Source organism: Duganella qianjiadongensis (assembly GCF_009857915.1).
GTDB lineage: Bacteria > Pseudomonadota > Gammaproteobacteria > Burkholderiales > Burkholderiaceae_D > Rugamonas > Rugamonas qianjiadongensis.
This window is the reverse complement of sequence record NZ_WWCM01000020.1, coordinates 32,240-57,719: the sequence shown is the minus strand read 5'-3', so window position 1 is coordinate 57,719 and position 25,480 is coordinate 32,240. Positions and strand designations below refer to the sequence as shown.

Here is a 25,480-nt window from a genome sequence, read left to right as displayed (position 1 = left end):
TTCTCCTCTTACTTTTTCTGGGCGGCGAACAGGGCGTCGAGCTTCTGCTCGAAGCTGTGGTAGTTGATGCGCTCGTACAGCTCGGCGCGGGTCTGCATGGTGTCGACCACGTTCTGCTGAGTGCCGTCGCGGCGGATGGCGGTGTAGACGTTTTCCGCCGCCTTGTTCATGGCGCGGAAGGCCGACAGCGGGTACAGCACCAGACCAACGTCGGCGCCGCGCAGTTCATCGACGGTGAACAGCGGAGTGGCACCGAATTCGGTGATGTTGGCCAGTACCGGCACTTTCACGGCAGCGGCGAATTTTTTGTACATATCGAGGTCGATCATGGCTTCAGGGAAGATCATGTCGGCACCGGCTTCCACGCAGGCCACGGCGCGCTCGATGGCGGCATCCAGACCTTCGACGGCCAGCGCATCGGTACGGGCCATGATGACGAAGTTTTCATCGGTGCGGGCATCCACTGCAGCGGCGATACGGTCAACCATTTCCTGCTTGGTGACGATCTCTTTACCTGGGCGGTGGCCGCAGCGCTTGGCGCCCACCTGATCTTCGATGTGCATGGCGCCGGCGCCAGCCTTGATCATCGATTTGACGGTACGGGCCACGTTGAAGGCGGAAGCACCGAAGCCGGTATCCACATCGACCAGCAGCGGCAGGTCGCACACGTCGGTAATCCGGCGCACGTCGGTCAGCACATCATCCAGGCTGGAGATGCCCAGATCCGGCAGGCCCAGCGAACCAGCCGCTACGCCGCCACCGGACAGGTAGATGGCTTTGAAGCCGGCACGTTTAGCCAGCAAGGCATGGTTGGCGTTGATCGCGCCAACGACTTGCAGTGGGGATTCTTCCTGTACAGCTTTGCGGAAAGCGGCGCCTGCGGAATAGAGACTCATGTTGTGACCTTTCAATGTTGCGTTAAGTGCTGTCCTTAGTGCAAGCAGCGTGCCATGCTCCCAGCCTATACAAATCAATCACTTAGCAAGCTGCAACGTTTCATATATGTTTCAATTGCGTTTCAATGACGTTTCACATTGAAACATCGCAACACCTGCTCTAGAATAGAATCATGCGCCATTCCACTCCCCTCCCCTTCGACGCCAACGACAAACCCGTGATCTGGACGGTGTCCGTTTCGCGCCTGTCCGACCTGTTCCGCGACATCACGCTGGAATACGACGACCTCGCCACCATCGAACCGATCAAGCTGGGTTTCGACGAAGCGGCGCGGCATATCCGCGAACGCATGGCGACGGAGCGCTGCGATGCCGTGATTGCGGCTGGCTCCAATGCCGCTTATCTGAAAGGCCGTTTGTCCGTTCCGGTGGTGATAGCCCGCTTCAGCGGCTTCGATGTAATGCAGGCGCTGGCCCGGGCACGCCGCGTGTCGGACCGCATCGGCATCATCACCTATCAGGAAAAGCTGCCCGAACTGGCCGAATTTGCCAGCACCTTCGGCTTCGATGTGGCGCAGCGCACTTACGCGACGGAGGAGGATGCCCGTGCCCAGATCAATGACCTGAAAGCGGCAGGCATCAAAGCCATCGTCGGCGCTGGCCTGATTACCGATCTGGCCGAAGAAGCCGGGCTGACGGGCGTGTTCGTGTACTCGGCCACTTCGATCCGCGACGCTTTCGACAACGCGCTGGAAATGGCCCGCCTGACCCAGCTGGAATCGAACCGCCACCGCGCGCGCGGCACGGTGGAGAAAGACACGCTGCGCGCCAAACACGGCATCAACGACCTGCGCGGCGAATCGCTGGCGATGGAAGGCATACGCCAGTCGGTAGTGCTGTATGCGAAATCCGCCGCCACCGTGCTGATACAGGGCGAAACGGGCTGCGGCAAGGAACTGGTAGCACAGGCCATCCACCGTGAAAGTCCGCGCACGCTAGGCCAGAACCGGCCCTTCGTGGCAGTCAACTGCGGCGCCATCGCCGAGTCGCTGCTGGAGTCGGAACTGTTCGGCCATGAGGAAGGCGCTTTCACGGGCGCGCGGCGCGGCGGCCATGCCGGCCTGTTCGAGGCAGCCAACCGGGGCACGCTATTTCTCGATGAAATCGGCGAGATGCCGCTGACCTTGCAGACGCGCTTGTTGCGCGTGCTGGAAGAGCGTGAAGTGGTAAGGGTGGGCGGTACACGCCCCATACCCATCAATGTGCGCATCATCAGCGCCACCCACTGCGACCTCGAACAGCGCGTGCGCGAGGGCCGCTTCCGTGCCGATCTGTTCTACCGGCTGGCCGTGCTGCGCCTGACCTTGCCGCCGCTGCGCCAACGTCCGGACGATATCGTGCCGCTGGCCGAGTGGTCGCTGAAGAATGCGCTGGCATCGCTGGGCGCCCGCCCCCATCCCAACCTGCATGCGGAAATGCGCGCCTGCGCACCGGTGCTGCAAGCCTACGACTGGCCGGGCAACGTGCGCGAACTGCGCAACCTGACCGAGCGTCTGGCGCTCTTCCTCGCTGCCGAACCACTACAGGCGCTGACGCCCGCCTTCGCGCTGAGCGTGGCGCCGGAACTCATGCATTCTGTGCGCAGCGCAACGCCGCGCCTGCCAGACAGTCTGCCACCTGTGCCGTTGCCGGTACCAGCCACGCCTACAGCAAGCTCACCGTACGGCAACAGTCACCTGCCTGTACCCCACCCCGCCAGCGAAAGCGTGAGCGCCGTACTGGCCCGCTTCGGCGGCCGGCGCGATGCCGCCGCCGACTACCTCGGCATCAGCCGCACCACGCTGTGGCGCAAACTGCGCGCCGAAGGCCAGAGCTGAGAACAAAAAAAAATCGGGGCCAGGCCCCGATTCTTGTTTATTCCACTTCGACCGTTTCCGGTGGCGTGCTTGGTGCTGCATCCGGCGGTTCCGGGAACTCCAGCTTGACCTGGTCTTTCTCGTCCAGATCCACCGTTACGCGGCCGCCCGTTACGAGACGACCGAACAGCAGTTCGTCGGCCAGCGCCTTGCGGATCATGTCCTGGATCAGACGTGCCATCGGACGCGCGCCCATCAGCGGGTCGAAGCCTTTCTTGCCGAGGAACTTGCGCAGATTCTCGGTAAATACGGCTTCCACTTTCTTCTCGTGCAGCTGCTCTTCCAGCTGGATCAGGAACTTGTCGACCACCCGCAGGATGATTTCTTCATCGAGCGGACGGAAGCTGATGGTGGCGTCGATACGGTTGCGGAACTCCGGCGTGAACATACGCTTGATATCCGCCATCTCGTCGCCTGCCTGCTTGGCCGTGGTAAAGCCGATCGAGGCCTTCTGCAGACTCTCAGCACCGGCGTTGGTAGTCATGATGATGATCACGTTACGGAAGTCGGCTTTGCGGCCGTTGTTGTCCGTCAGCGTGCCATGGTCCATCACCTGCAGCAGGATGTTGAAGATGTCCGGATGGGCTTTCTCGATCTCGTCCAGCAGCAGTACCGCATGCGGTTTCTTGGTGATGGCTTCCGTCAGCAGACCGCCCTGATCGAACCCCACATAACCGGGCGGCGCGCCGATCAGACGGCTCACCGCATGGCGCTCCATGTACTCGGACATATCGAAGCGGATCAGCTCTATGCCCAGAATGAAGGCCAGCTGTTTCGCCACTTCCGTCTTGCCCACGCCGGTAGGACCGGAGAACAGGAAGGAACCGATAGGCTTGTCGGTTTTGCCCAGACCGGCGCGGGCCATCTTGATGGCCGACGACAGCGCTTCGATGGCGGGGTCCTGACCAAACACTACGTTGCGCAGATCACGGTCGATAGTCTGCAGCTTGCTGCGGTCGTCCTGATTGACGGTCTGCGGCGGAATCCGCGCGATCTTGGAAATAATGTCCTCGATCTCGGATTTGCCGATGGTTTTCTTCTGCTTGGATTTCGGCAGGATGCGCTGGGCAGCACCGGCTTCGTCGATCACATCGATCGCCTTGTCCGGCAGATGACGGTCGTTGATGAAGCGCGCCGCCAGCTCGGCAGCGGTGGACAGCGCCGATGCCGAGTACTTCACGCCATGGTGTTCTTCGAAGCGCGATTTCAGGCCACGCAGAATCTGCACGGTCTGCTCCACGGTAGGCTCGTTCACATCGACCTTCTGGAAGCGGCGGCTCAGTGCATGATCTTTCTCGAACACGCCACGGAATTCCGTATAGGTGGTGGCCCCCACGCATTTGAGCTGGCCATTGGCCAGGGCAGGCTTGAGCAGGTTGGACGCATCGAGCGTGCCGCCGGAGGCCGAACCGGCACCGATGATGGTGTGGATCTCGTCGATGAACAGAATGCCGTGCGGATTATCCTTGAGCTGCTTGAGCACCGCTTTCAGACGCTGCTCGAAATCGCCGCGGTATTTGGTACCGGCCAGCAGTGCGCCCATGTCGAGCGAATACACCACGGCATTCTGCAGGATTTCCGGCACATCGCTCTGGGTGATGCGGTAGGCCAGACCTTCGGCAATCGCGGTCTTGCCCACACCGGCCTCGCCCACCAGCAGCGGGTTGTTCTTGCGCCGGCGGCACAGGATCTGGATCACGCGGTCCACTTCGTCTTCACGGCCGATCAGCGGGTCGATCTTGCCCTCAGCCGCCGCCTTGTTCAGGTTCTGCGTGTACTGGTCAAGCGGGCTTTCCTTAGGCTGGCCTTCACCGCTAGGCGTACCTTCTTCGCCGCCTTCCGAGGCTTTGGCCGGCTCACCCTGCTGGTCCTTGCGCACACCGTGCGAGATGTAGTTGACCACGTCCAGACGGGTCACGCCCTGCTGGTGCAGGTAGTACACGGCGTGCGAATCTTTTTCGCCGAAGATGGCCACCAGCACGTTGGCGCCCGTGACTTCTTTCTTGCCGTTAGAAGCCGACTGCACATGCATGATGGCGCGCTGGATCACGCGCTGGAAGCCCAGCGTAGGCTGGGTGTCCACTTCGCCCGTGCCCGGCACGGTCGGGGTGTTGTCGCCGATGAAATTGGTCAGCGTTTTGCGCAGGTCTTCAATATTGACGGCGCAGGCGCGCAACACTTCGGCAGCCGAAGGATTGTCCAGCAAGGCCAGCAGCAAGTGCTCTACCGTGATGAATTCATGCCGTGCCTGCCGTGCTTCGACAAACGCCATGTGCAAACTTACTTCTAATTCCTGCGCAATCATACTTCCTCCATCACACATTGCAGGGGGTGGCCTGCCTTGCGTGCGTGCGTTAAAACAAACTCCACTTTGGTACTGGCGACGTCTTTGGAAAATACGCCACACACACCTTTGCCGTGCTGGTGCACGCTGAGCATAATTTGCGTGGCCGTTTCCCGGTCTTTATTGAAATACTCCTGAATGATGGCCACCACGAACTCCATCGGGGTGTAGTCATCATTCAGCAGCGCTACCTGATACAGCGGCGGCGGTTTCAGTGCCTGCCGCTCCAGAAGCGCTTCGGTGTCATGCTTGGTTGCCATACGCTTATATTCTAATGCTTTCAGTCTTGTTGCAATGTGATTTCACATGGCGATGTCTATAGTTTCCATCTTACGCGTTTTCTCGACTTGTCGCAGATGGCTCCCTCTATTCCAATTTCAAGAGTTGCATTTTCACCAATTTAATTCAAAGTAGCAAAATGGATACAAATATGCTTGACATTAGAATTTGCTACGCTAACAATGCGTTATCGGCTGCGTGCAGAAATGTACATGTTGATAAGAAGTGAGGCGTGAGGAGGGGGCAAGAAGCTTCTTGCTTTTATGGCTCGTGTGATCCGTTTTAATTTTGAAAGTTCTTTTTATGGCAACAGGTACTGTTAAGTGGTTCAATGATTCCAAAGGTTTTGGCTTCATCACTCCTGATGACGGCGGCGAAGATTTGTTCGCTCACTTCTCCGCAATCAACATGAACGGTTTTAAGACCCTCAAAGAAGGTCAAAAAGTTCAATTCGAAGTCACGCAAGGCCCTAAAGGCAAGCAAGCTTCCAACATCCAATCCGCTTAATTTCTTAAGCAGCAGATGTAAAAAACCTCGCACTGCGAGGTTTTTTTTCATCCCTACTCCGCCACCCCTGTTGTAGAAGCCCTACAAAAAGTATCCATGGAGCAACCCTATTAAAGCGCAGAAAATAATCACTTTATGCACTTTCTGCTGATAGCGTATCAGTGCGATGGCCGCCACGATGGCAATTCCGGCTGCTGCCAGATCAAGCGGTCCGGTCGGGCCTTGCGGCCATAAAACGTTGTAACCGAAGAACAGTGCCAGATTCGCGATTACGCCCACCACCGCAGCCGTGATGCCCGTCAAAGGTGCGGTCAGTTTCAGATCGTCGCGCGTGGCTTCCACCAGCGGACCGCCAGCCAGAATGAAAATAAACGACGGCAGGAAGGTGAACCAGGTCACCAGCAGCGCCGCTACGGTACCGGCCAGCCAGGCTGGCTGCGCAGCGGCGAGTGCCTGGCCGTAGGCGCCCACAAAGCCGACGAACGCCACCACCATGATCAGCGGGCCCGGCGTGGTCTCGCCCAGCGCCAGACCATCCATCATCTGCGCCGGCTGCAACCAGCCGTAATGCACGATCGCGCCCTGATACACATAGGGCAGCACGGCATACGCCCCGCCAAAGGTCAGCAGCGCCGCTTTGGTGAAGAACCAGCCCATCTGGGTCAGCGTGTGCTGCCAGCCCAGCAGCAGCGTCAGCGCGCCCATGGGCAGCAGCCACAGCAAGAGGCCACTGGCCAGCACCAGCAGCAAGCGCGACCAGCGGAAGCGGGCGTGCGCGGGCGGTGGAGTGTCATCGTCGACCAGGGCCGCGCCATAATGCTGCTGCACTGCTGCGCCATGCCCCGCCATGCTGAATGCGGCAGGACGCCAGCGCCCGCCGGCATAGCCAGCCAGCGCTGCCAGTCCGATAATCAGCGGGAACGGCCAGTGCAAGGCAAAGATGGCGACAAAGGCGGCAGCAGCAATACTCCACAGCCAGCCATTACGCAGCGTGCGCTTACCGATGCGGTGGGCTGCCTGCAGCACGATGGCCGTTACGGCAGGCTTGATACCATATAGCAGTCCCGCCAGTAGGGGCAGCTGGCCGTAGGCAGCATACAGCCACGACAGCACAATCAGCAGCACCAGCGACGGCAGCACGAACAATACGCCAGCTACCACACCACCGCGGGTACGGTGCAGCAACCAGCCGATGTAGGTCGCCAGCTGCTGCGCCTCCGGGCCCGGCAAGGTCATGCAGTAATTGAGCGCATGCAGAAAGCGCCGCTCCGATATCCAGCGGCGCCGCTCCACCAGTTCCTGATGCATGAGCGCGATCTGTCCGGCCGGACCGCCAAAGCTGATGCAGCCTAGCAGCCACCAGTAACGTACGGCCTGCCAGAAGCTCGGCGCGGCCGGAGGCAGGGCCGTGGCAACGGGCAGCGCCTGCTGGCCTGCCGACGCTTCCTGTCTGCTGTGACTCTGCTGCTCTTGCTGCGCCATCGCCTTCCCCTCGCCAAAATAAAAAAAGGCCCGCTTCATCGCTGAAGCGGGCCCTCTATGCTAATGCATGAATTACATGTTGGCGATCATTACGTCGCCGAAGCCCGAGCACGAAACCTGGGTTGCGCCTTCCATCAGACGGGCGAAGTCGTAGGTGACCTTTTTCGAGTCGATCGATTTTTCCATCGACGAGATGATCAGGTCAGCTGCTTCAACCCAGCCCATGTGACGCAGCATCATTTCAGCGGACAGGATCAGCGAACCTGGGTTCACGTAATCTTTGCCTGCGTACTTAGGTGCGGTACCGTGGGTGGCTTCGAACATCGCGACGGAATCCGACAGGTTGGCGCCCGGAGCGATACCGATACCGCCTACTTGTGCTGCCAGAGCGTCGGAGATGTAGTCGCCGTTCAGGTTCAGGGTGGCGATCACGCTGTACTCTGCTGGACGCAGCAGAATCTGTTGCAGGAACGCGTCAGCGATCGAATCCTTGACGATGATGTCTTTACCGGTCTTAGGATTCTTGAATTTGCACCATGGGCCGCCGTCGATCAGTTCTGCGCCGAATTCGGTTTGTGCCAGTTCGTAAGCCCAGTCACGGAAGCCACCTTCGGTGTACTTCATGATGTTACCTTTGTGAACGATGGTCACGGATGGCTTGTCGTTGTCGATAGCGTACTGGATCGCTTTGCGTACCAGACGCTGGGTGCCTTCTTTCGACACTGGCTTGATGCCCAGACCCGAGGTCTCTGGGAAGCGGATCTTGGTCACGCCCATTTCCTTGATCAGGAAGTCCATCAGTTTTTTGGCGCCTTCCGAACCTTGCTGGTATTCGATACCGGCGTAGATGTCTTCCGAGTTCTCACGGAAGATGACCATGTCGGTCTTCTCTGGCTCTTTCACTGGCGAAGGCACGCCGGTGAAGTAACGCACTGGACGCAGGCAGACGTACAGGTCCAGCTGCTGACGCAGAGCCACGTTGAGCGAACGGATGCCGCCGCCAACCGGGGTGGTCAGAGGGCCTTTGATGGATACAACGTAGTCTTTCAGTACCGTCAGGGTTTCTTCTGGCAGCCATACGTCCGGGCCGTACACATTGGTCGATTTTTCGCCAGCGTAGATTTCCATCCAGCTGATCTTGCGCTTGCCAGCGTAGGCTTTGGCAACAGCAGCATCGATCACTTTGATCATGACTGGGCTGATGTCGACGCCGGTGCCGTCACCTTCGATGTACGGAACGATAGGATTATCTGGTACATTCAGGGAAAAATCGGCATTGACGGTAATTTTCTGGCCGTCGGCAGGTACTTTGATATGTTGATACATCGTGATCTCCGAAGTGGACGCTAGACTAGCAGCGGACTGCTATCAGGCAGGAATTAGTTGCACGTTGGTACATTTGTCCGAAGTCTTCTATAAGACATAAGACGGGCGTTTCACATTATGCACGACAATTTTACTAGGCGCTACGGTTTTTCAAATACTGGCCAATAAGCCTACACCAAAACACCCCAAGAAAAGTATGTCTCTCATTCTATTTAACAAACCCTTTCAGGTACTGTGTCAGTTCTCGCCACAAGACGGTCGCGCCACGCTGGCCGACCACCTCGCCATTCCCAATATCTACCCTGCCGGCCGGCTCGATGCCGACAGTGAAGGGCTGATGCTGCTGACGGACGACGGCAAGCTGCAGCACATGATAGCCCACCCCGACCACAAGGAAGCCAAGGTCTACATCGTGCAGGTGGAAGGCGTGCCGGATGCAGCCAGTCTGGCGCAGCTGCAGGCACCGCTTGATCTGGGCGACTTCGTCACCAAGCCTTGCAAGGCCGTACAGATCGAAGCACCGGAGTGGCTGTGGCCACGCAATCCGCCCATCCGCGAGCGGGCCGGGCAACCCACCAGCTGGCTGGCGATTACGCTACAGGAAGGAAAAAACCGTCAGGTGCGGCGCATGACGGCGGCCGTCGGCCTGCCCACCCTGCGCCTCGTGCGCACCGCCATCGGCGGCATCTCGCTGGCCACCCACCCTCTGATGCCGGGCGAGTGGATGGAAGTGTCGCCACAGGATCTGAATACCTGACGCCACAGCTTGCGCAGGCCAGCTCAGGCAACAGAGCTGGCCTGCTCCCTCGGCGAGCGCAGCAACCCTTCGCGCAAGCACAAAAACCCGCACCAGCCAGAGGCCAGTACGGGTTTTTACACAGCTAACTTCCGGTGAGGGAAATTAAGCGGACAGTGCTTTCAGAGCAGCTGCCAGACGGCTCTTATGACGAGCTGCCTTGTTTTTGTGGATGATCTTCTTGTCAGCGATGCTGTCGATGGTCGACACGGACGACTGGAAGATGGTCGTTGCAGCAGCTTTGTCACCAGCTTGAATCGCCTTACGAACTGCTTTGATCGCGGTACGCAGGGTCGAGCGCTGAGCCGAGTTGTGAGCGTTTTGCTTAACTGCTTGACGAGCACGTTTGCGCGCTTGTGCGGTATTTGCCATGGAATTTCCTAAAACAGGGTAAAGGTGCGTTTGCAAACATTTATGTTTGCCAAGCAGGTGCAATTCATTGCATCTGCCGATCAAACTACTGCTTGCCAAACATTAGTGTCTGCATAACAGAATTTTGTACAGCCTGCGATTATAGCGATATTTTCGGTCAGGAGCAACTATAATCATGCCCCATGAACTTGCTCAAAACTCTAGCCGCCATCTCCAGCATGACCATGCTGTCCCGCGTTACCGGACTGTTGCGTGAAACCCTGTTTGCCCGAGCCTTTGGCGCCGGTGCCTATACAGATGCTTTCATCGTCGCGTTTCGCATTCCCAACCTGCTACGCCGGCTATTTGCCGAAGGCGCATTTTCGCAAGCCTTCGTACCTATTCTATCCGAATACAAGAACCAGCACGGTCAGGAGGCCAGCAAGACACTGGCCGACCATGTAGCCAATACCCTGGTCTGGTCCACGCTGCTGGTCAGCGCCATCGGCATTATCGGCGCCCCCGTGTTTGTTTACCTGATCGCTACCGGCCTCGACCAGCAACCCGGCGCCTTCGACGCCGCCGTCTGGATGACGCGGTTGATGTTCCCCTATATTAGTTTCATGGCCTTTGTGGCATTGGCCGGCGGCATCCTCAATACCTGGCGCGAATTCAAAATTCCCGCCTTTACGCCAGTGCTGCTGAATATTTCCTTCATTGCCGCTTCGCTGTTCCTGCAATCGCATCTGCAGCAGCCCATCTATGCCATGGCGATTGCTGTGTTCATCGGCGGCATACTGCAGGTCGCGATCCAGATTCCCGCCCTGCTTAAGATCGGCATGCTGCCTACGCTGTCGTGGAATCCGGCAGCGGGCCTGGGCGACCCGGGCGTGCGGCGCGTGCTGAAGAAAATGGGGCCGGCCGTGTTTGCCGTATCGGCAGCACAGATCAGCCTGATGATTAACACCAGCATCGCCTCGCGTCTGACCGAAGGCAGCATTTCGTGGCTGTCCTATGCCGACCGCCTGATGGAATTCCCCACCGCCCTGCTCGGTGTGGCGCTAGGCACCATCCTGCTGCCTAGCCTGTCCAAAGCCCAGTCCGACGGCGACCCGCAAGAATATTCCGACCTGCTGGACTGGGGGCTGCGCCTGACCTTTTTGCTGGCCTTGCCTGCGGCGGTAGGACTGGCCATGCTGGCCGAGCCGCTGATTGCCACCCTGTTCCATTACGGTAAATTCACGGCCGAGGCAGCCACTCAGTCGGCCCGCCCGCTCATTGCCTACAGCGCTGGCTTGCTGGGCATCATTCTGGTCAAGACCTTGGCGCCGGCCTTCTATGCGCGGCAAGATATCCGTACGCCCGTGAAAATCGCCACTGGTGTGCTGATCGCTACCCAGTTGATGAACCAGTTATTCGTTCCCTATATACAGGTAGCCGGTCTGGCGCTGTCGATCGGCCTGGGCGCCTGCATCAACGCTGGCTTCCTGTATGCAGGACTGCGCAAGCGCGGCATATACCGCCCGAAGCCGGGCTGGCCGCTGTTTTGCCTAAAACTGGCCATCGCCTGCACCCTGATGGGCGGCGCTGCGTGGCTGGGCGCGCACGAAGTTGACTGGCTGGGCATGCAGCATCACACGCTGCTGCGCATCGGCGCTCTGGCGCTGGTAATCGCCGCCTGTGGCGCGGTGTACTTCGCCGCCTTGCTCGCCATGGGATTCCGCCTGCGCGATTTCAAGCGCAGCGCACGTTGACGCAAACTTACAATTACAAACAAACGCCTAACCCCATATTGCGACCTTAACTGTAGGGGTTTAGGCTGACCAATTGGGGAATGCTTATTGCCGTCATTCATCCATGCCCCAGGCGGACGCGCGATGCCAGAATCATTGCGCAGCAGCAGTTCCGATGTCTCGACCTATGCGTTCTGGTAGTGCAACCATACCCAGCTAATCAAACTAACTATGCGACGGGGCATTCGCGCTTACATGCCGAATTGAATTAGAGGAATGCGCAACGGCATTTGCTAGCCACTTGAGCAAATCGTCGCATTATGCGGCTAAGGCGAGTCTTCCCCCCCCAGTCCCATAGATTTTAGCCGATGATCTTGGATCTTGAACAAGATCAAGCCGCGCATAGTGAGAAGACTCAGAATATCGCCCCTCTTAATCGCCACCTGCTTCTAGGCGTGACTGCTATGTTGTTTGCAGACCAGCACCAATTCGTCCATCAAGCGGCCACACAAAAATTCACACAGTCTTTGTTTTAGCAATGACTGTGACTTTGTAGTGAGACGAATTGATCAAACATCCATTCGCACCCAATGCATCAATTCAATGTAGCTGCAAAGCAACGACTTATTGCAGCACTCGCCCTCTGCTCAATTTCCGTCCAATGCTGACGTCGTTGCTCTGCTCGCTTTCTGTGTTTAGATGGAACTGCTTTCAGGTCCTTCAATGGAAGGCGTGATGGGATGTGATATCCATAGCGCGAGTCCTTGGTTCCGTTCATGGACAGCCAAAGATCGTCGTATGTGGCAATAAATTGCGGTCTACGCTCGGAACTTAATGCGACGTGTGAATCGCCACCAATACCAATGAACACTTCACTGCCGAGCGCTAGCGCGATACCCCGCAGCGCGGATAGACAAAATAATTTAGCCCAGTTGTTCGGAAAGGCTACACTAAACTTTTCAGGTGCTTCTGTTTTACTATGCCTCAAACCCTGGCAAGTAGTAACCCAGGGAACAAGGGCACCCGGAAGACCTATTTTCACTCCGTCGATCCAGCTGAACTTAAAACTATGAAGACGTTGCTCGTCCACAAATAGTGCGACTTCGAGATCCCCCTCCTGAGCCACAATCGATGCCATTCTGAGCTTAATTTGGAAATGAACTTCTTCAACAACCTGCTCCCAAAGTACTAGCCCCCCCTGAAGATATACCGCATTCTTATATGTCGTATCGAAATACCTGTCCTCCACGCGCATATGAAAAACAGCGAACTCTGCACGCTCGCGCAAAGAGAGGAAAGAAGATAGGTAATGCCGGTGGCTCAGGTGATAAAAAATATCATGGCTCGCGCGTAGCGCGACAAAATCGGTTATTAACGACAGCCTCATTAATTCTCGCTGTTGTTGAAAAAAAAACAAACCTCTGACAATTCGCCAAACTGAAATACATTTTGTCCTCAAAGGATACTGTTTCAATACGAAATTTAGGTGCGCTTGGTGAGACCGCAAAATGACGGCCAGCTTGCCAGAGGTAGTTGTCCGGTTGCTCATAAGGAAATATACAATTTTGCAATTTTGTTCTCCAGAGTCTAACACCTTATCCGTTGTTTCTCAATTGATAACTATTTGCAAATATTAAATTTTTATTACCTCAGATTGATTAGCTTGGGCTGACCAGACAGATCCGAGGTCTAATTCGTCCCCAACAGATAAAAACTAATCGAAGCAGATCAGGTGTATTACTTTTAAGAAATGCAGAGTACACCGCGGCAACCATCTACAACCACCCGCTTCCGGCCTATCCCATGTAGTGCTTTACCTTCCGGCTAGTCTCGATAATAATATATTTACAATTTTTATCCCCAATGATATGCTCAATTGCTGCTGGCTGCGCCCCCCCCCCCCAGATCAAATTACAATAAGCTGTTTTGCCTCCGGAATTATCTGAAACCGCCATCATTAATTGGGGTTCATTCTGTAAATTCCCCGGCTTTGTTACTAGTAGGGGCAAATGCAACAATTAGCAGCGGCAGAGGTTTTTTGTCTGGCATTTATTGAAAATATACGAAAAATTCCGCATAGACATGAAAATTTTCGTCCCAATCAGAATCTGGTATTTTGCCGCCACCGCAATCAAATGCCGCAGGAACACTCCAACCAGAATCAGCTAGATAGATTCTGCATTGAATTTGAACGTTAGATTGGCGACAAACTACAATGTCGGAGAGAATTGGCGAGAACAACGCAAACTAGAACAAAATGACCGCAGAAATGGATGCAATCAGCCGTGGGGAAATTTCAATGCACCTCACGACTATAGGGGCGATTATTCAAAGATGTGATCATTGCGATACTACTTGAACTGTAGCATGTGATGGGCCAATTGTTGCACGCCAGCGGGAACCGTAAATTCGCCTGCACTGCATGTAAAATGCAATTGCTCTATGACTGAATTTCCAAAGTCCATATACCATCCCCGTGTCAAGCTAGAGGTGCAAGCAATGGCGCTTTACACCAAGCAAGGCGCATGCATTGCCGGCCATTCAGCTCGGAAAATGACCTGAGGCGGTGAGAGTTTTTACACGAAGAAAAAGCACGACTGCAACATGAACAAAACCATGGATATTTACAAAGTCGATTAAATCCCTAGCATGCGGTGGACGCACAGGATGAAAGCGATCACGCCCGACTGCCGTTATTGGCCGTATTCCTGCAAGAGATCGATTAGAGGCTACAAACTGCAATACGAACTCAACTACCGCTGGATAATGCACTTCGCCTATGCTCAGCACATATGAACGAAGGCTAATTGAAAGAATGACTAATCTGCGATTGGGGCGATAGAGATGTCCACGTGCATATTCCATGCCTCCCACGTAGAGCCGATTGCACTTATTGTAGGGTTTAACAATCCACCAACGCGAAAGGCATTGCCTGAACTGAAAGGATATAAGGATGGTGAAGTACCGGAAACATGGGTTAAGAATGGCGGAGTTATGGCTAGACTCCCCTATCGTCCGCCCCAAGAAATGCGATGTGTTGACATTACAGCAATATAGCCAGTTGCCCGCAGGTGCAATCAGTAAGCCATTCTCTACTTTGACCATCAATTTGCTGTTATCGGAAGAACAGCTGCTGGAAGGACTGGACCGAGATACCAAGTATGAGGTGCGCCGCGCAGCCAGCAAAGACATGGTCGAATGCATCGTCGAGACCGAATCTAGCGAGGAAGTCTGCCGTGCCTTTCATTCGTTTTATGAGCAATTTGCGATCGCGAAAGGATTAGACCGCCTACCAATTGAGCCCTTGTTAGCGCGTTCGCGCTGCGGCACCTTACGCTTCAGCCGTGCCCTGTTGGACGGCAGCACTCTGGTTTGGCATGTGTATGTAATGGGTCCGACCACCGCCTGCTTGCTACACTCAGCTTCGCTATTTCGACAACTAGACGACTCGAAGTCGCGCGCCACTATCGGGCGCGCTAATCGACTGCTGCACTGGCGCGATATGTTAGCCTTCAAAGCTGAAGGCAAGAGTATCTACGATTTCGGTGGCTGGTACGCAGGCCAAGATAACCCAGATCTGCTGCGCATCAATCGATTTAAGGAAGGCTTTGGTGGCCAGCGCACCGACCAGGTAAATGCTGCGCTGGCACTGAGTTGGCGTGGCTGGATATACTTAAAACTGCGACAGCATTTTTCAGCCCAACAGCGACGCGCTTTCCGTGCCAAGATATTAGCTCTGGTCGGCGCTCGCAGTGCATAGCAGCTGACCTAAAAATTTATATCTAGTCAACCTAGTTTTGATTAGTTGCATCTAGCGAAAAGCGATCAAAAAGCAGTTGTGACGAAATCGAACAACTGCCCGCTCACTTGTTTCAACAAAAACTATTAACTCATTCCAGGCGGCTCTTTACGTTCAGGAGCTAAATCATATTTGGCTATTCACTTCAGCGCCACCTATGTTCTACGGCGCCCCCGATTTCCCCCATCCCCTGACATTCTGAATTAGAAAACTCATCGAGCACTTGCAAAAAAAAACCCGCAAAGCTGTTTTCCAGCTTTGCGGGGTTTGTTCTTGAAGTGAGTTACCTCAAGTCAGCAAAAAATTACGCGGCCTTTTTTGCCTTGCGGCGAGCAACAACACCCAGCAGAGCCAGGCCACCCAGCAGCATGCCGTAGGTTTCTGGTTCTGGAACCGCGGTTACGGCCAGATTAAAGGTGCCGCTGTACGAACCAACAGTATTTTGCAGCAGCGTTTGGCCCTTGATGGTGAAACCGTAATTGCCAGCGGTCAGACTATTCAGCAGATACGAGGTGCCACCGACATTTTCAGTCGAGATAGCAACGTGAGCACCGTTAACAACCTGGAAGAACTCCACTGGTGCGGTGAACGCCATGTTATCGACAAAAGTGGTGACTTTACCAATTTTCACCTGCACTTTACCCGATGCGAGACCAAATACAGCAGGATCAGCAACGGTAGATGGGTTCACCGAGAACAGGAAATCGTCGGAAAAACTGCCGAGCGCGGTAGTATTGTTGCCAAAATAAGCATTGCCGCTTGCAGGGTCTATGCTCAGGTTAAAAGTTGCTGCCGAGGCAGCGAACGAAGCAGCGGCCAGCAATGCGCCAGCGGCGAGAGTTTTCAATTTCATATGATTTCCTTAATCAGACGAATTGTGGCGTCGCTGTGCGTGCCACGAATTAATTAACGGGAGTGCTACTTGAATAATCATAACACAACAAATAGCCAAATAATTGCAAATTTCTTATTTTAATTTATTATTTTGCAATATTTTTCATCATGTAGAATTTCTATCCCGCGGGCAAAAGTTTACGCACTAAATTGATGCTGAACAGATGTGGAATCAGGAGAAATCTTGCTTAAAAGGTGTGAAATTCCGTTCAGCAACAGGTACAGGAGGCTCGTCCTGTGCAGGACTTTCCTCGTTTTCCCTAGCACGCCCTATCACTTCGGGCGCCGGCGCTGCACTTTCCGGTTTTTCTTCAGAGGACTGTGGTGATGGCGCGACAGCGGGCGCAACCGGTGGCGAATTCGTTTCGCCAGCAGGCGCTGGACTAGCAGACATTTGCCCCGCTGTAAATTTCCAGTCAGAGATACGTGACACGCCGGCAAAACTGGCAAAGCGCTGCGGGAAGTTGCTGATCTTCACCGGCCGGGCTGTCGATAAACTATAAACGGCCAGCACGCCAGTGTGCTCGCCAGCATACACGATGCCCCACTCCGCCCGTCCCGTCACCGGATCGACAAATATCTTGCGCAGATGCCGCTTGAGAGTGGGAAACCGCGGATCGCGCAGCAATTCCTTGAGCGAAGGCGGCATGGTTGCCTGTCCGGCCGGTGTTGCCTCGGCATAGCTTTGCAGGGCATCGCTGAAAGCGGCGCCAATCTCCAGCAATTCCTGCTCGGCACGGCTACGCTGCAAAACCGAGCCCAGCTTGATAGAGCTCGCCGTCACCAGCCCGATAATCGCCAGCAGTATCATCAGGCTCAGGTAAGTAAAGCCGTGCTGGCGGCGCTGCGTCATAGCCGGCATTACCAGTCAGCGTATGGTTTGCCGTTGCGGTCATTGCCGGCGGCGCCACTACGGATGTTGTACACCCCGCCTTTGCTGCCATCTTCCGGCGGCACGACAATCCAGCTGCTATCGCTCTCGGTGATCGGATCGACCGGCATAGCGCGCAGATACTTCTTCTCGACCAGCTGCTTCAGCGTATCCGGATAGCGCCCCGTATCGCCGTAATACTGATCCAGCACCTGCCGCACATTGCGCAGATTATCTGCCAGCACCACTTCTTTCGATTTATCGATGCCCGGGAAAAAACGTGGCACAGCCAGCGTCAGCATCAGGGCAATAATGCCCAGCACGACCAGCAATTCGATCAGCGTAAATCCTCGGTGGCGCATGTTTACCATTTCCTGTACGGGACACCATTAAGCCCCGTCTTTTCACTGAGGCTGTACACATCATAAACATCGCTGCCTTCACGCGGCTGATCCGGCTCGCTCGCGTAACTGCGCTTGCCCCAGGTCTGCGCGTCGCTCAGCGCAGGGTCGGCATTGAACGGATCGCGCGGCAGGCGGCGCAGAAAATACAGCTTGGCACGGGCCGGGCTCTGTACATCGGTAACGCCCGCCACCAGCGCTTCCAGCGTTTTCGGATAGCCGCTCTCGCCCAGCATCTTGGTCATATGGCCCTGCTCGTAGGCCAGCTTGTAGGCATCGATCGCATGACGGATCTGCTGCAAGCCTTCGCGCAGCTCCTGCTCCTGACGGCGCTGCACGACAATCTGCGCAGTCGGCACCACCAGCGCACTGAGCAGACCCAGTATGGCCAGTGTCACCAGCAGTTCGATCAGCGTAAAGCCTTTCATCTAGCACACTCAGGGGCGCGGCTGCAGCGGCGATGGCGCCACGATCTCGCCCTGCCCGCCAGAGCCAGCAGGAGCGTTGACAGCCGGCGCAGGCGATTCGGCAGGCGCCGGCGTGCTGATAACGGCCGCTTGCGGCATAGCCGTGCCATCAACTGCTGGCGCCACGACAGAAACCGGCGGCGGCACGGGTGCCGGCATCGGTATGGCAGGCGGTGCCGGCATGGCGACCGGCGCACGCACCGTCATATCGGGGCGGCGACGGAAACTCGCCTCGGTACCGGCCGAGAATTCGGACATCGACGCTTCCGGACGCTGCAGATTACGGATCAGGTGCGGGGTTATCGACAGCACGATTTCCGTTTTCTGCTTGTCGTCGCGCTTATTGCCGAACAGGCGGCCCAGCACAGGCAGGTCGCCCAGGCCTGGCATGTGATCACCCGAGCCGCGCTCCTCGCTATTGATCAGCCCCGCCAGCACCTGATTCTCGCCATCCTTCAGCTGCAGCATGGTGGTGGCCTGACGCGTGCCGATCTGGTAGGCCGTACCGCCGTTTTTGGTGGTAATGGTGCCGGTCAGATTGCTCACTTCCAGCGCGACCCGTATCGCCACTTCGTTATTCAGATACACGATGGGTTCCACATTGAGCTTGAGGCCCACTTCCACCAGGCTGATGGAATCGCTGGCAAAGCCGCCCACACCGGACGAAACGGTGGTGGTAATCACCGGCAGCTTGTCGCCGATAACGATGCTGGCTTTCTCCTTGTTGCGCACGCGGATGCGCGGATTGGCCAGCAGATTGGTATTGTTATCCTTGGTATTGGCATTCAGACTGGCCGCTACACCGCTTACGCCTATCGAGCGCTGGTTCAGGTTGTTCAGGTCGCGTACGGTAATGGCGGTGCCGCCGGTAGTGGACAATGGCGCCAGTTCCACCTTGGTGGGCCAGGCCACGCCCAGATCCACCGTACTGCCCCGCTTCACTTCCAGAATTTCCACTTCCAGCATCACTTCCGGCTCAGGCGTATCCTGCAGCGCGATCAGCCGCTCGGCCAGCCGGATCGCATCGGGCGTATCGCGTATGATCAGCAGATTGAGCTTCTCGTCCACCACCACGTCACGCGTCTTGAGGATAGTCTTGAGCGTGTTGGCTACCTGCTTGGCTTCCGCATTGGCCATAAAAAAGGTCTTGACCGACATCTCCTGATATTCCTTGAGCTTGGCGGCTACATTAGGGAAGATCAGAATGGTGTTGGCATCCATGACCTGCTGCTCGAGCTGATTGGTGAGCAGCATGAAATAGATCGCCGACTCCACCGTGCTGTTCCTGAGCAGGATGGTGGTGCGCTGATCGAGCTTCACATCCTTGTCGAAGATGAAGTTCAAGCCCGAGCGGCGCGAGATTACATCGAACACCTGCTTGAGCGGTGCATCGCGGAATTCGATAGTGATAGCCTGCTTGTAGGCTTTGCCCAGCCCCGTCTCGGCAGCCGCTGGCGCCTGCTTGTCGCTAATATCGCGCAGCATCAGGCGCGCCTTCTCGTGGCCGGGCTGCTCGGTCAGGATAGCATTGAGTTTTTGCTTGGCCAGTTCCAGTTCATTCCGGGCCAGATGCTGAGCTGCGGCGTCGAGCAGCTTAGCCAGACGCTCATCGCGTTCCAGCTGGCGCAAGCCGGCACGGGCCCGCTCGTTCTGCGGATCCAGTCCCTGCACCCGCAACAGGCTTTGCGCAGCCAGTTCGGCACTGCCTTCGGCCCGATACTGGTCGGCCTGATCGAGCAAGCGCTGGGTGGCGCGCTCGCGTTCGCGCAAATAGGTGGCACGGTACTGGGCGTTATTCGGATCGGCCTTGCTGGCCTCCTGATACTTGAGCAGCCCAGCCTCGATCTTGTCTTCGGCAATCAGCGCGCGGCCATCACGGTAGGCCATCTGGCCGGCGCAGCCACTCAGTGCAGCGGCCAGCAAAGCTGGCATGGCAGCACGGCGGCCCAGTTTTTTCAGGTGGCTAGGCATCAGTCGAGCGCTCCAATATTCATCTGTTGTACCTGATTCAAAGGCAGGTAGGTAATCGACATCGACGGCGGCGCGATCTTATCCACGCGATAGCTGCCATCGATAATGCTTTGCGGGCGTGCCACATAGGTCTTGTCGCCACGCGACAGATACACTTCCCACCCACCGTCGGCCAGTGCCTTGCCGATTACGGTAAATGGTAACGGCGGCGCCATGGGCGGTGGCGGCGGCACATTCGAGACGGGCGGCGGCGGTGGCGGTGGCGGATTCCAGTTCTGCCCCTGAAACACGCCTTCGCCTGCTGCAAAAGTCGCCTCGCCCGATACGCCGACCAGATCGGCACGGGGGATCAGGCGCAGTATCGCCGCCTCGGGCTGTGCCTTGCCGCCTCGGACGACTGGCGCTGCTGCTTGCGGCGTGGCGGCGGCAACGGCTGAGGGCTCGCCCGCCGCTGGCACTATTGGAGCCCCTGCCGCAGGCGCACGGGGACGCTGCACGGCTTCGGCAATGTCACTCTCCGGCTTAGGATCGCCAAACAGCAGCAGCCCTGCCGAACCCGCCAGCGCCAGCGCCATCAGCATCTGATAAGGTTTCATGAGGCGGCATCCTTCAGGTATAAGGTCAGACGCAGACGCGCTTCCACTGCCGGTTCGCCGATACTCTCGCGGCGGAATGCCACTTCATCGAGCGAAGCAAACGGCATGTCGCGCAAAGCCTGCATGGCAAACTGCCAGATCGCCTGATAAGCGCCTTTGACGGGCAGGATAATCTGGTAGGTGGTTACGCCGCTGGCCGCATCGCGCGCCGATTTGTACTCGCCCTGATTAAGCACCAGACCATTTTTTGCTGCCAGATCGAACAGCACTTTCACCTGTTGCTCGGCATAGCGCTGCGGGCCCAGCACGGCATAGAAGTCGGCCAGATTCTGGTTGGCTGAAGGCGGCGGCGCTGCCACCACCAGCGCTGACGGAGTTGGCAATGGCCGCGCCAGTTGCTGCTGCAAGGCGGCGCGCTGGGGCAATAGCCATAGCCAGCCTGCCGCGCCGGCCAGCGCCAGCAGCCCCGCTACACATAGCGGTGCGCCAGCACGCTGCAGTGCAATCCGGCCGCGCAGCATCAGTGCGGCCATGTTCAGTGGTTTCATCGCACTAGCCATATCGCCTCCACCTGGAAACGCAAGGGCCGGTTCGGGTCCTGCTCGTTGATCTCGTGAAGCAGCAGCGTCACGCTGGCAAACAGTTCCTGCTGCTTCAGCTGGGCCACATACGTCACCATGTCATCGGCCGAGCGGGCTTCGGCCGTCAGCTTGAGCAATTGCTTGCGCGGCTCAGGCTCCAGTGCCAGCAAGGCAATCTGGCGCGGCGTGGCTGCCGCAACGGCATCCTGCAGTTCGCGCCACGGCAGATTGAGCTGCCCGATGGCGCCATTGACGAATTGCGCCTGTGCCGGTGCAATGCTTACCTGCGTCACTTCACGTGGCCGCTGCATCAGCGCAGCGGCACGCTGGCGTATCTGTTCGAGTTCAGCCGCACGCGCCTGCTGCTGTTTGCTCATCTGCCAGCCGGCCAGCGCCGCGCTGGCACACAGCAGCGCTGCGCCAGCCGCCAGCAGCCATACCGCAGGATGGGTGTGAAAAAGCGTACGCCGCACACTGGCTGGCGCAAAGTCGATGTTCAGTGCTTTCATAGTGCACTCCCGCTGCGTGCCAGCTGCGCCAGTGCGGTCATGGCAGGCCCACTGGCCTGCTGCGCATGATCGAGCACGGCACAGGGTATCTGGCCACTCTGATTCACCGGCTTATGCCACCCGGCCGGAACGCTACCGCACACCTGCAGCAATTGCGGCGCAGGCAGGTCGAGCAGCAGCGCTTCGCGCTGCAGTGTCTGACTCAGCCACTGCTGACCGGCATCCGGCCCTGACGGCAAGGGCAGCACCCGTATGGCGCGCAGCGACGCCGCATCAGGCTCCAGTGCCGCCAGCGTCAGCAACCCATCATGCACCTGTGCGAACCATGCCCCCGGCTGCAGCGCGCGGCGCCAGCGGTTCAGCGCCGCCACCAGTTGCGGCTCGATGCCGACGATATGCAGGCCGGTTTCTTCAGCCAGCAGTTGCAGCACTTTCAGCAGATCGCGCGGGATGGCCGCAGCAAAGAACGGCGCCGTGGCATCCCAGTCCGCACTGATCTGCCAGCTGGCCGGAGTTTCGCCATAGAGCGACTGAAAACGCAAACCGGCACTGGCCTGCAGGTCGGCCAGCCGCGCCGCACCTGCCGGCGGTTCCACCCGCCACAGCCGCACCAGCTCATCGGCCAGCACAAAGCGCACCGGCCAGCCAGCCACTTGCTGTTCACCTAGCAGTGCGCGCAGAGCCTGCGCCAGCGCATCATACGGATGCTCGGCCGAGGCGCTGCACACATGCTCGGCCAGCATTGTCACGCCGGCCTTGCGCCAGCGGCTTTCCAGCAGCAGGCTCACGCCTTTTGCCGCCACGCCTATGCGCAAAGACTGTCCCCAAGCTCTACGCATGCAAAGTCACCCGTTTGATTTCCGTCAGCGTGGTACCGCCACGCTTGACCAGTTCCAGCGCCGCCTGCCGCAGGCTGCGCGTGCCGTTGGCATACGCCGCCTGTTTGATCTGGCGAATCGGCCGCTTGTCCACGATCAGTTCGCGGATTTCGTCGTTCAATGTCAGAATTTCGGCGATCGAGCGGCGCCCCTTGTAGCCGGTACCGCGGCAATCGCCGCAGCCCTTGCCCTGCATGAAGAGGTAGTCATAGGCCTCGCTGCGCGTCAGCCCTACGCTGGCCAGCTCCTGCTCGTCCGGCTTATAGGGCGTGGCGCAGTGCGGGCAGTTAATCCGGATCAGGCGCTGGGCCCAGATGCCGTTCAGGGCCGAGACAAAGGCGTAGGGATCGATGCCCATGTGGGTGAAGCGGCCAAACACATCGAACACATTATTGGCGTGCACCGTGGTCAGCACGAGGTGGCCCGTCAGTGCCGACTGCACGGCAATTTCGGCCGTTTCGCGGTCACGGATTTCGCCCACCATGATTTTGTCGGGATCGTGCCGCAGGATCGAGCGCAAGCCTTTGGCGAAGGTCAGCCCCTTCTTCTCGTTGACGGGAATCTGCAAGATGCCGGGCAGCTGGTACTCCACCGGATCTTCGATGGTGATGATCTTCTCGCGCCCGTTGTGAATCTCCGTCAGCGCGGCATACAGCGTGGTGGTCTTGCCGGAGCCGGTGGGCCCCGTTACCAGCAGCATGCCGTATGCTTCCTGCGCCAGCACGCGCAGCGTGGCCAGCGACGGCGCATCAAAACCCAGCGCTTCCAGCGTCAGCGAACCGTAGGCCTCGATCATGGCGCGCTTGTCGAGAATACGGATCACCGCATCCTCGCCGTGGATGCTGGGCATGATGGAGACGCGCAGATCGATTTCGCGGCCGTTAGCCTCCACCCGGAAGCTGCCGTCCTGCGGCACGCGGCGCTCGGCGATGTCCAGCTCGGCCAGCACTTTCAGACGCGAGATGATCTGTTCGGCCACGTCGATGCCGTTGACAGCGGTAGCGTGATCGAGCACGCCGTCGACGCGGTACTTCACGGCCAGCCCGCCTGCCGTGCTTTCAAGGTGGATGTCGGAAGCGCCCGCCTTGAGCGCATCGTACAGCGTGGAGTTGACCAGCCGTACGGCTGGGCTGGCGCCTTCCGACACGGAAGCGAACGACAGCACGGCTGCCGTCTTGCCATCGCGCCGTCCTTCGCTACTACCCGGCAGCAGCGTATCGGTGGCACGTGCCGATTCCTCCTGCTTGGACAGATAGGCCTGTATATCGGCCTGCAAGGCCAGCCGGGTCTGCAGCGGTGCCTGCGGCGTCGCGCGCGCCTGCGTGCCCAGCCAGGTCTGCAGGTCCAGATCGAAGGGATCGGCAATCACCCCCAGCACGCTGCCGTCGCCCGCCCGTAGCAGCACGCAGTGGCGCGCCATGGCCTGCGACAGCGGCAGCAGATCGAAAGCTGGCAGCATGGCCAGCATATCCGCCGTTTCCAGTACCGCCAGACCAAATGGCCGGGCCAGTGCCTGCACTACCTGGCGCGCATCGAGCGCGCTCTGCGCCTGCAGCTCATCGACCAGCGCGCGGCCCGATGCGCGGCACACATGGCGCGCCCGCGTGACCAGTGCCATATCGAGCACCGCTTCGCTGGGTTCGGCCTGCTCGCTTGCGCCCGGGCTGGGAATTGCAGCCGTCATGACATGTCTCCGGCCAGATCAAAAATCGGCATATACAGCAACACCACTATGGCGCCGACGATAAGGCCGATAGCGGCCATCAGCAGCGGTTCGAAAGTTCGGGTAAAGCGGTCTATCCAGCGGCTGATTTCGCCATCGTAGAAAGCCGCAGACTGGGTCAGCATCGGCCCCATATCGCCCGTGCGCTCGCCCACGCGCAGCATGCGCAGCGAGATCGGCGTGGTCAGATGGTTGGCCTCGAACGCGGTCGACAGCGGCAGACCCGCTTCGATCGCACTGCGGGCCTGCTGCAGATGCAGGCGCAGCGCCGGCGATACCATGCCCTGCACGGTGTCGAGGGCATGCACGATGGTGATGCCGCCTTCGCTCAGCATGCCCAGCGTCAGATACAAACGCGACAGCTCGTAGATGTGCGCCCGTTCGCCCACGCCAGGCAGGCGCGCCAGCAGCCGCATCACGCCGCCACTACGTATCAGATGGCGCACGCCCAGCACGCCGGCCGTCAGCAGCAGCGCCAGCAAGGCCAGCAACAGACTGGTATGCTGGGCCGCGAACTGGCCCCAGTTGAGCATCTGCTGCGACAACCACGGCAGGTTGCGCCCTGCCCCCTGATAGACTTCGGCAAAGCGCGGCACCACGTAGGCGATCAGGAACAGGCTGACGCCGCCGCCCACCAGCAGCAGGATGCAGGGATAGATGGCAGCCGACACCAGCTTGCCGCGCACCAGATCGATGCGCTGCTGGTAATCGATATAGCGCGCCAGCGCGCGCGGCAGATCGGAAGTGCCTTCGGCGGCCCGCACGATGCCCACATACAGCGGCGGAAACAGTTCCGGCTGGTCAGCCAGTACGGCGGAAAAGCGCTGGCCTTCGCGCAGGCCGGCCAGCAGGCGTTCCAGCACATTGCGGGTGGCAGGGTTAGCTTCCTTTTCCAGCAGGGCTTCCAGCCCTTCGACGATACCCAGACCCGCCGTCAGCAATGCCAGCAGTTCCTGACTGAATAGCAGCAGCGACAGGCCGCCGCGCTTGCCGCCAGCGCGCAACGCAGCTCGCTGCGGCGCAATTGCACTCACATACAGGCCACGTGCCTCGACCTGACGCCGCGCGTCGGCTTCATCGCGGGCATCGACCAGCAGCTGGCCGATCACCATTTCGGCCGACAGAGTGCGGACTTCGAACTGCATGGGGAGCGGCGCAGC

At 58.1% G+C, this 25,480-nt stretch carries 22 protein-coding genes and 1 pseudogene; 5 read left to right on the top strand and 18 right to left on the bottom strand.

The window, feature by feature from the left end:
- Positions 1-8 precede the first annotated feature (8 nt).
- A complete protein-coding gene (gene prpB, locus GTP27_RS20535) occupies positions 9-896 on the bottom strand; it encodes a methylisocitrate lyase (RefSeq protein ID WP_161040968.1) in 888 nt (295 codons plus the stop codon).
- 173 nt (positions 897-1,069) lie between these two features.
- Here prpB and prpR point away from each other — a divergent pair, with 173 nt between their 5' ends.
- Complete coding sequence (gene prpR / locus GTP27_RS20530; RefSeq protein ID WP_161040967.1) at positions 1,070-2,773, top strand: propionate catabolism operon regulatory protein PrpR; 1,704 nt, start codon at positions 1,070-1,072, stop codon at positions 2,771-2,773.
- Between the two features lie 37 nt (positions 2,774-2,810).
- Here prpR and clpA read toward each other — a convergent pair whose 3' ends face one another.
- Together clpA and clpS are read right to left on the bottom strand one after the other, a co-directional pair.
- Positions 2,811-5,117 (bottom strand): ATP-dependent Clp protease ATP-binding subunit ClpA, encoded by a 2,307-nt coding sequence (gene clpA / locus GTP27_RS20525; RefSeq protein WP_161040966.1) that lies wholly within the window; start codon positions 5,115-5,117, stop codon positions 2,811-2,813.
- On the bottom strand, positions 5,114-5,416 hold the full coding sequence (gene clpS / locus GTP27_RS20520; RefSeq protein ID WP_155434756.1) for an ATP-dependent Clp protease adapter ClpS: 303 nt from the start codon (positions 5,414-5,416) through the stop codon (positions 5,114-5,116). Before clpS ends, clpA begins: the two co-directional genes overlap by 4 nt.
- A 322-nt stretch (positions 5,417-5,738) precedes the next feature.
- On the opposite strand from clpS, the gene cspE reads away from it, so the two are divergent.
- Positions 5,739-5,942 carry a transcription antiterminator/RNA stability regulator CspE gene (gene cspE, locus GTP27_RS20515; protein WP_008446468.1) on the top strand — a complete coding sequence of 68 codons (204 nt, stop codon included), beginning with the start codon at positions 5,739-5,741 and terminating at the stop codon, positions 5,940-5,942.
- An 81-nt stretch (positions 5,943-6,023) separates the two neighbouring features.
- On the opposite strand, the gene chrA is transcribed toward cspE, so the two are convergent.
- Together chrA and icd are read right to left on the bottom strand one after the other, a co-directional pair.
- Entirely contained in the window at positions 6,024-7,424 is a 1,401-nt protein-coding gene (gene chrA / locus GTP27_RS20510) for a chromate efflux transporter (protein WP_161040965.1), read from the bottom strand.
- Between the two features lie 72 nt (positions 7,425-7,496).
- Positions 7,497-8,750, bottom strand: a complete 1,254-nt coding sequence (icd, locus tag GTP27_RS20505; protein ID WP_155434754.1) for an NADP-dependent isocitrate dehydrogenase — start codon at positions 8,748-8,750, stop codon at positions 7,497-7,499.
- A gap of 196 nt (positions 8,751-8,946) precedes the next feature.
- On the opposite strand from icd, the gene GTP27_RS20500 reads away from it, so the two are divergent.
- Positions 8,947-9,507, top strand: coding sequence for a pseudouridine synthase (locus GTP27_RS20500; RefSeq protein WP_161040964.1), 561 nt, complete (start codon positions 8,947-8,949; stop codon positions 9,505-9,507).
- A 144-nt stretch (positions 9,508-9,651) separates the two neighbouring features.
- Here GTP27_RS20500 and rpsT read toward each other — a convergent pair whose 3' ends face one another.
- Entirely contained in the window at positions 9,652-9,918 is a 267-nt protein-coding gene (gene rpsT / locus GTP27_RS20495; RefSeq protein ID WP_072787092.1) for a 30S ribosomal protein S20, read from the bottom strand.
- A gap of 182 nt (positions 9,919-10,100) precedes the next feature.
- Between rpsT and murJ the strand changes: the two genes are divergently transcribed.
- Complete coding sequence (gene murJ / locus GTP27_RS20490) at positions 10,101-11,651, top strand: murein biosynthesis integral membrane protein MurJ (RefSeq protein ID WP_161040963.1); 1,551 nt, start codon at positions 10,101-10,103, stop codon at positions 11,649-11,651.
- 574 nt (positions 11,652-12,225) lie between these two features.
- On the opposite strand, the gene GTP27_RS20485 is transcribed toward murJ, so the two are convergent.
- Entirely contained in the window at positions 12,226-13,179 is a 954-nt protein-coding gene (locus GTP27_RS20485) for a DUF535 family protein (protein WP_286173288.1), read from the bottom strand.
- A gap of 1,404 nt (positions 13,180-14,583) precedes the next feature.
- Between GTP27_RS20485 and GTP27_RS20480 the strand changes: the two genes are divergently transcribed.
- Positions 14,584-15,390: a GNAT family N-acetyltransferase gene (locus tag GTP27_RS20480; protein WP_161040961.1), complete on the top strand. Its 807-nt coding sequence runs from the start codon at positions 14,584-14,586 to the stop codon at positions 15,388-15,390.
- A 343-nt stretch (positions 15,391-15,733) separates the two neighbouring features.
- Here the strand turns inward: GTP27_RS20480 and GTP27_RS20475 are convergent.
- The 11 genes and pseudogenes from GTP27_RS20475 to GTP27_RS20425 all read right to left on the bottom strand — a co-directional run.
- Positions 15,734-16,255: pseudogene (locus GTP27_RS20475) on the bottom strand (FxDxF family PEP-CTERM protein); the annotation flags it as partial.
- A gap of 240 nt (positions 16,256-16,495) precedes the next feature.
- Positions 16,496-17,176: a type II secretion system protein gene (locus tag GTP27_RS20470; protein ID WP_229634261.1), complete on the bottom strand. Its 681-nt coding sequence runs from the start codon at positions 17,174-17,176 to the stop codon at positions 16,496-16,498.
- Between the two features lie 8 nt (positions 17,177-17,184).
- Complete coding sequence (locus GTP27_RS20465; RefSeq protein WP_161040958.1) at positions 17,185-17,565, bottom strand: type II secretion system protein; 381 nt, start codon at positions 17,563-17,565, stop codon at positions 17,185-17,187.
- Positions 17,559-18,023, bottom strand: a complete 465-nt coding sequence (locus tag GTP27_RS20460) for a type II secretion system protein (protein ID WP_161040957.1) — start codon at positions 18,021-18,023, stop codon at positions 17,559-17,561. Before GTP27_RS20460 ends, GTP27_RS20465 begins: the two co-directional genes overlap by 7 nt.
- A gap of 9 nt (positions 18,024-18,032) precedes the next feature.
- Complete coding sequence (locus GTP27_RS20455; protein ID WP_161040956.1) at positions 18,033-20,033, bottom strand: secretin GspD/PilQ domain-containing protein; 2,001 nt, start codon at positions 20,031-20,033, stop codon at positions 18,033-18,035.
- On the bottom strand, positions 20,033-20,629 hold the full coding sequence (locus GTP27_RS20450; RefSeq protein ID WP_161040955.1) for a hypothetical protein: 597 nt from the start codon (positions 20,627-20,629) through the stop codon (positions 20,033-20,035). Before GTP27_RS20450 ends, GTP27_RS20455 begins: the two co-directional genes overlap by 1 nt.
- Entirely contained in the window at positions 20,626-21,177 is a 552-nt protein-coding gene (locus GTP27_RS20445; RefSeq protein ID WP_161040954.1) for a hypothetical protein, read from the bottom strand. Before GTP27_RS20445 ends, GTP27_RS20450 begins: the two co-directional genes overlap by 4 nt.
- Positions 21,174-21,719 carry a PilN family protein gene (locus GTP27_RS20440; protein ID WP_161040953.1) on the bottom strand — a complete coding sequence of 182 codons (546 nt, stop codon included), beginning with the start codon at positions 21,717-21,719 and terminating at the stop codon, positions 21,174-21,176. The genes GTP27_RS20445 and GTP27_RS20440 overlap by 4 nt, the downstream gene beginning before the upstream one ends.
- Positions 21,716-22,558, bottom strand: coding sequence for a hypothetical protein (locus GTP27_RS20435; protein ID WP_161040952.1), 843 nt, complete (start codon positions 22,556-22,558; stop codon positions 21,716-21,718). Before GTP27_RS20435 ends, GTP27_RS20440 begins: the two co-directional genes overlap by 4 nt.
- Complete coding sequence (locus tag GTP27_RS20430) at positions 22,551-24,281, bottom strand: GspE/PulE family protein (protein WP_229634260.1); 1,731 nt, start codon at positions 24,279-24,281, stop codon at positions 22,551-22,553. The genes GTP27_RS20435 and GTP27_RS20430 overlap by 8 nt, the downstream gene beginning before the upstream one ends.
- Positions 24,278-25,465 (bottom strand): type II secretion system F family protein, encoded by a 1,188-nt coding sequence (locus tag GTP27_RS20425; RefSeq protein WP_161040951.1) that lies wholly within the window; start codon positions 25,463-25,465, stop codon positions 24,278-24,280. The genes GTP27_RS20430 and GTP27_RS20425 overlap by 4 nt, the downstream gene beginning before the upstream one ends.
- Positions 25,466-25,480 lie beyond the last annotated feature (15 nt).

Bases quoted from the DNA above. Each gene is read 5' to 3' on its own strand.
- rpsT (WP_072787092.1), bottom strand. From the start codon at position 9,918: ATGGCAAATACCGCACAAGCGCGCAAACGTGCTCGTCAAGCAGTTAAG.
- clpS (WP_155434756.1), bottom strand. From the start codon at position 5,416: ATGGCAACCAAGCATGACACCGAAGCGCTTCTGGAGCGGCAGGCACTG.
- GTP27_RS20460 (WP_161040957.1), bottom strand. From the start codon at position 18,023: ATGAAAGGCTTTACGCTGATCGAACTGCTGGTGACACTGGCCATACTG.
- GTP27_RS20440 (WP_161040953.1), bottom strand. From the start codon at position 21,719: ATGAAAGCACTGAACATCGACTTTGCGCCAGCCAGTGTGCGGCGTACG.
- icd (WP_155434754.1), bottom strand. From the start codon at position 8,750: ATGTATCAACATATCAAAGTACCTGCCGACGGCCAGAAAATTACCGTC.
- GTP27_RS20435 (WP_161040952.1), bottom strand. From the start codon at position 22,558: ATGCGTAGAGCTTGGGGACAGTCTTTGCGCATAGGCGTGGCGGCAAAA.
- cspE (WP_008446468.1), top strand. From the start codon at position 5,739: ATGGCAACAGGTACTGTTAAGTGGTTCAATGATTCCAAAGGTTTTGGC.
- murJ (WP_161040963.1), top strand. From the start codon at position 10,101: ATGAACTTGCTCAAAACTCTAGCCGCCATCTCCAGCATGACCATGCTG.
- clpA (WP_161040966.1), bottom strand. From the start codon at position 5,117: ATGATTGCGCAGGAATTAGAAGTAAGTTTGCACATGGCGTTTGTCGAA.
- GTP27_RS20450 (WP_161040955.1), bottom strand. From the start codon at position 20,629: ATGAAACCTTATCAGATGCTGATGGCGCTGGCGCTGGCGGGTTCGGCA.
- prpB (WP_161040968.1), bottom strand. From the start codon at position 896: ATGAGTCTCTATTCCGCAGGCGCCGCTTTCCGCAAAGCTGTACAGGAA.
- GTP27_RS20455 (WP_161040956.1), bottom strand. From the start codon at position 20,033: ATGCCTAGCCACCTGAAAAAACTGGGCCGCCGTGCTGCCATGCCAGCT.
- GTP27_RS20485 (WP_286173288.1), bottom strand. From the start codon at position 13,179: ATGAGCAACCGGACAACTACCTCTGGCAAGCTGGCCGTCATTTTGCGG.
- GTP27_RS20500 (WP_161040964.1), top strand. From the start codon at position 8,947: ATGTCTCTCATTCTATTTAACAAACCCTTTCAGGTACTGTGTCAGTTC.
- GTP27_RS20480 (WP_161040961.1), top strand. From the start codon at position 14,584: ATGGTGAAGTACCGGAAACATGGGTTAAGAATGGCGGAGTTATGGCTA.
- prpR (WP_161040967.1), top strand. From the start codon at position 1,070: ATGCGCCATTCCACTCCCCTCCCCTTCGACGCCAACGACAAACCCGTG.
- GTP27_RS20445 (WP_161040954.1), bottom strand. From the start codon at position 21,177: ATGAAACCACTGAACATGGCCGCACTGATGCTGCGCGGCCGGATTGCA.
- GTP27_RS20470 (WP_229634261.1), bottom strand. From the start codon at position 17,176: ATGACGCAGCGCCGCCAGCACGGCTTTACTTACCTGAGCCTGATGATA.
- chrA (WP_161040965.1), bottom strand. From the start codon at position 7,424: ATGGCGCAGCAAGAGCAGCAGAGTCACAGCAGACAGGAAGCGTCGGCA.
- GTP27_RS20425 (WP_161040951.1), bottom strand. From the start codon at position 25,465: ATGCAGTTCGAAGTCCGCACTCTGTCGGCCGAAATGGTGATCGGCCAG.
- GTP27_RS20465 (WP_161040958.1), bottom strand. From the start codon at position 17,565: ATGGTAAACATGCGCCACCGAGGATTTACGCTGATCGAATTGCTGGTC.
- GTP27_RS20430 (WP_229634260.1), bottom strand. From the start codon at position 24,281: ATGACGGCTGCAATTCCCAGCCCGGGCGCAAGCGAGCAGGCCGAACCC.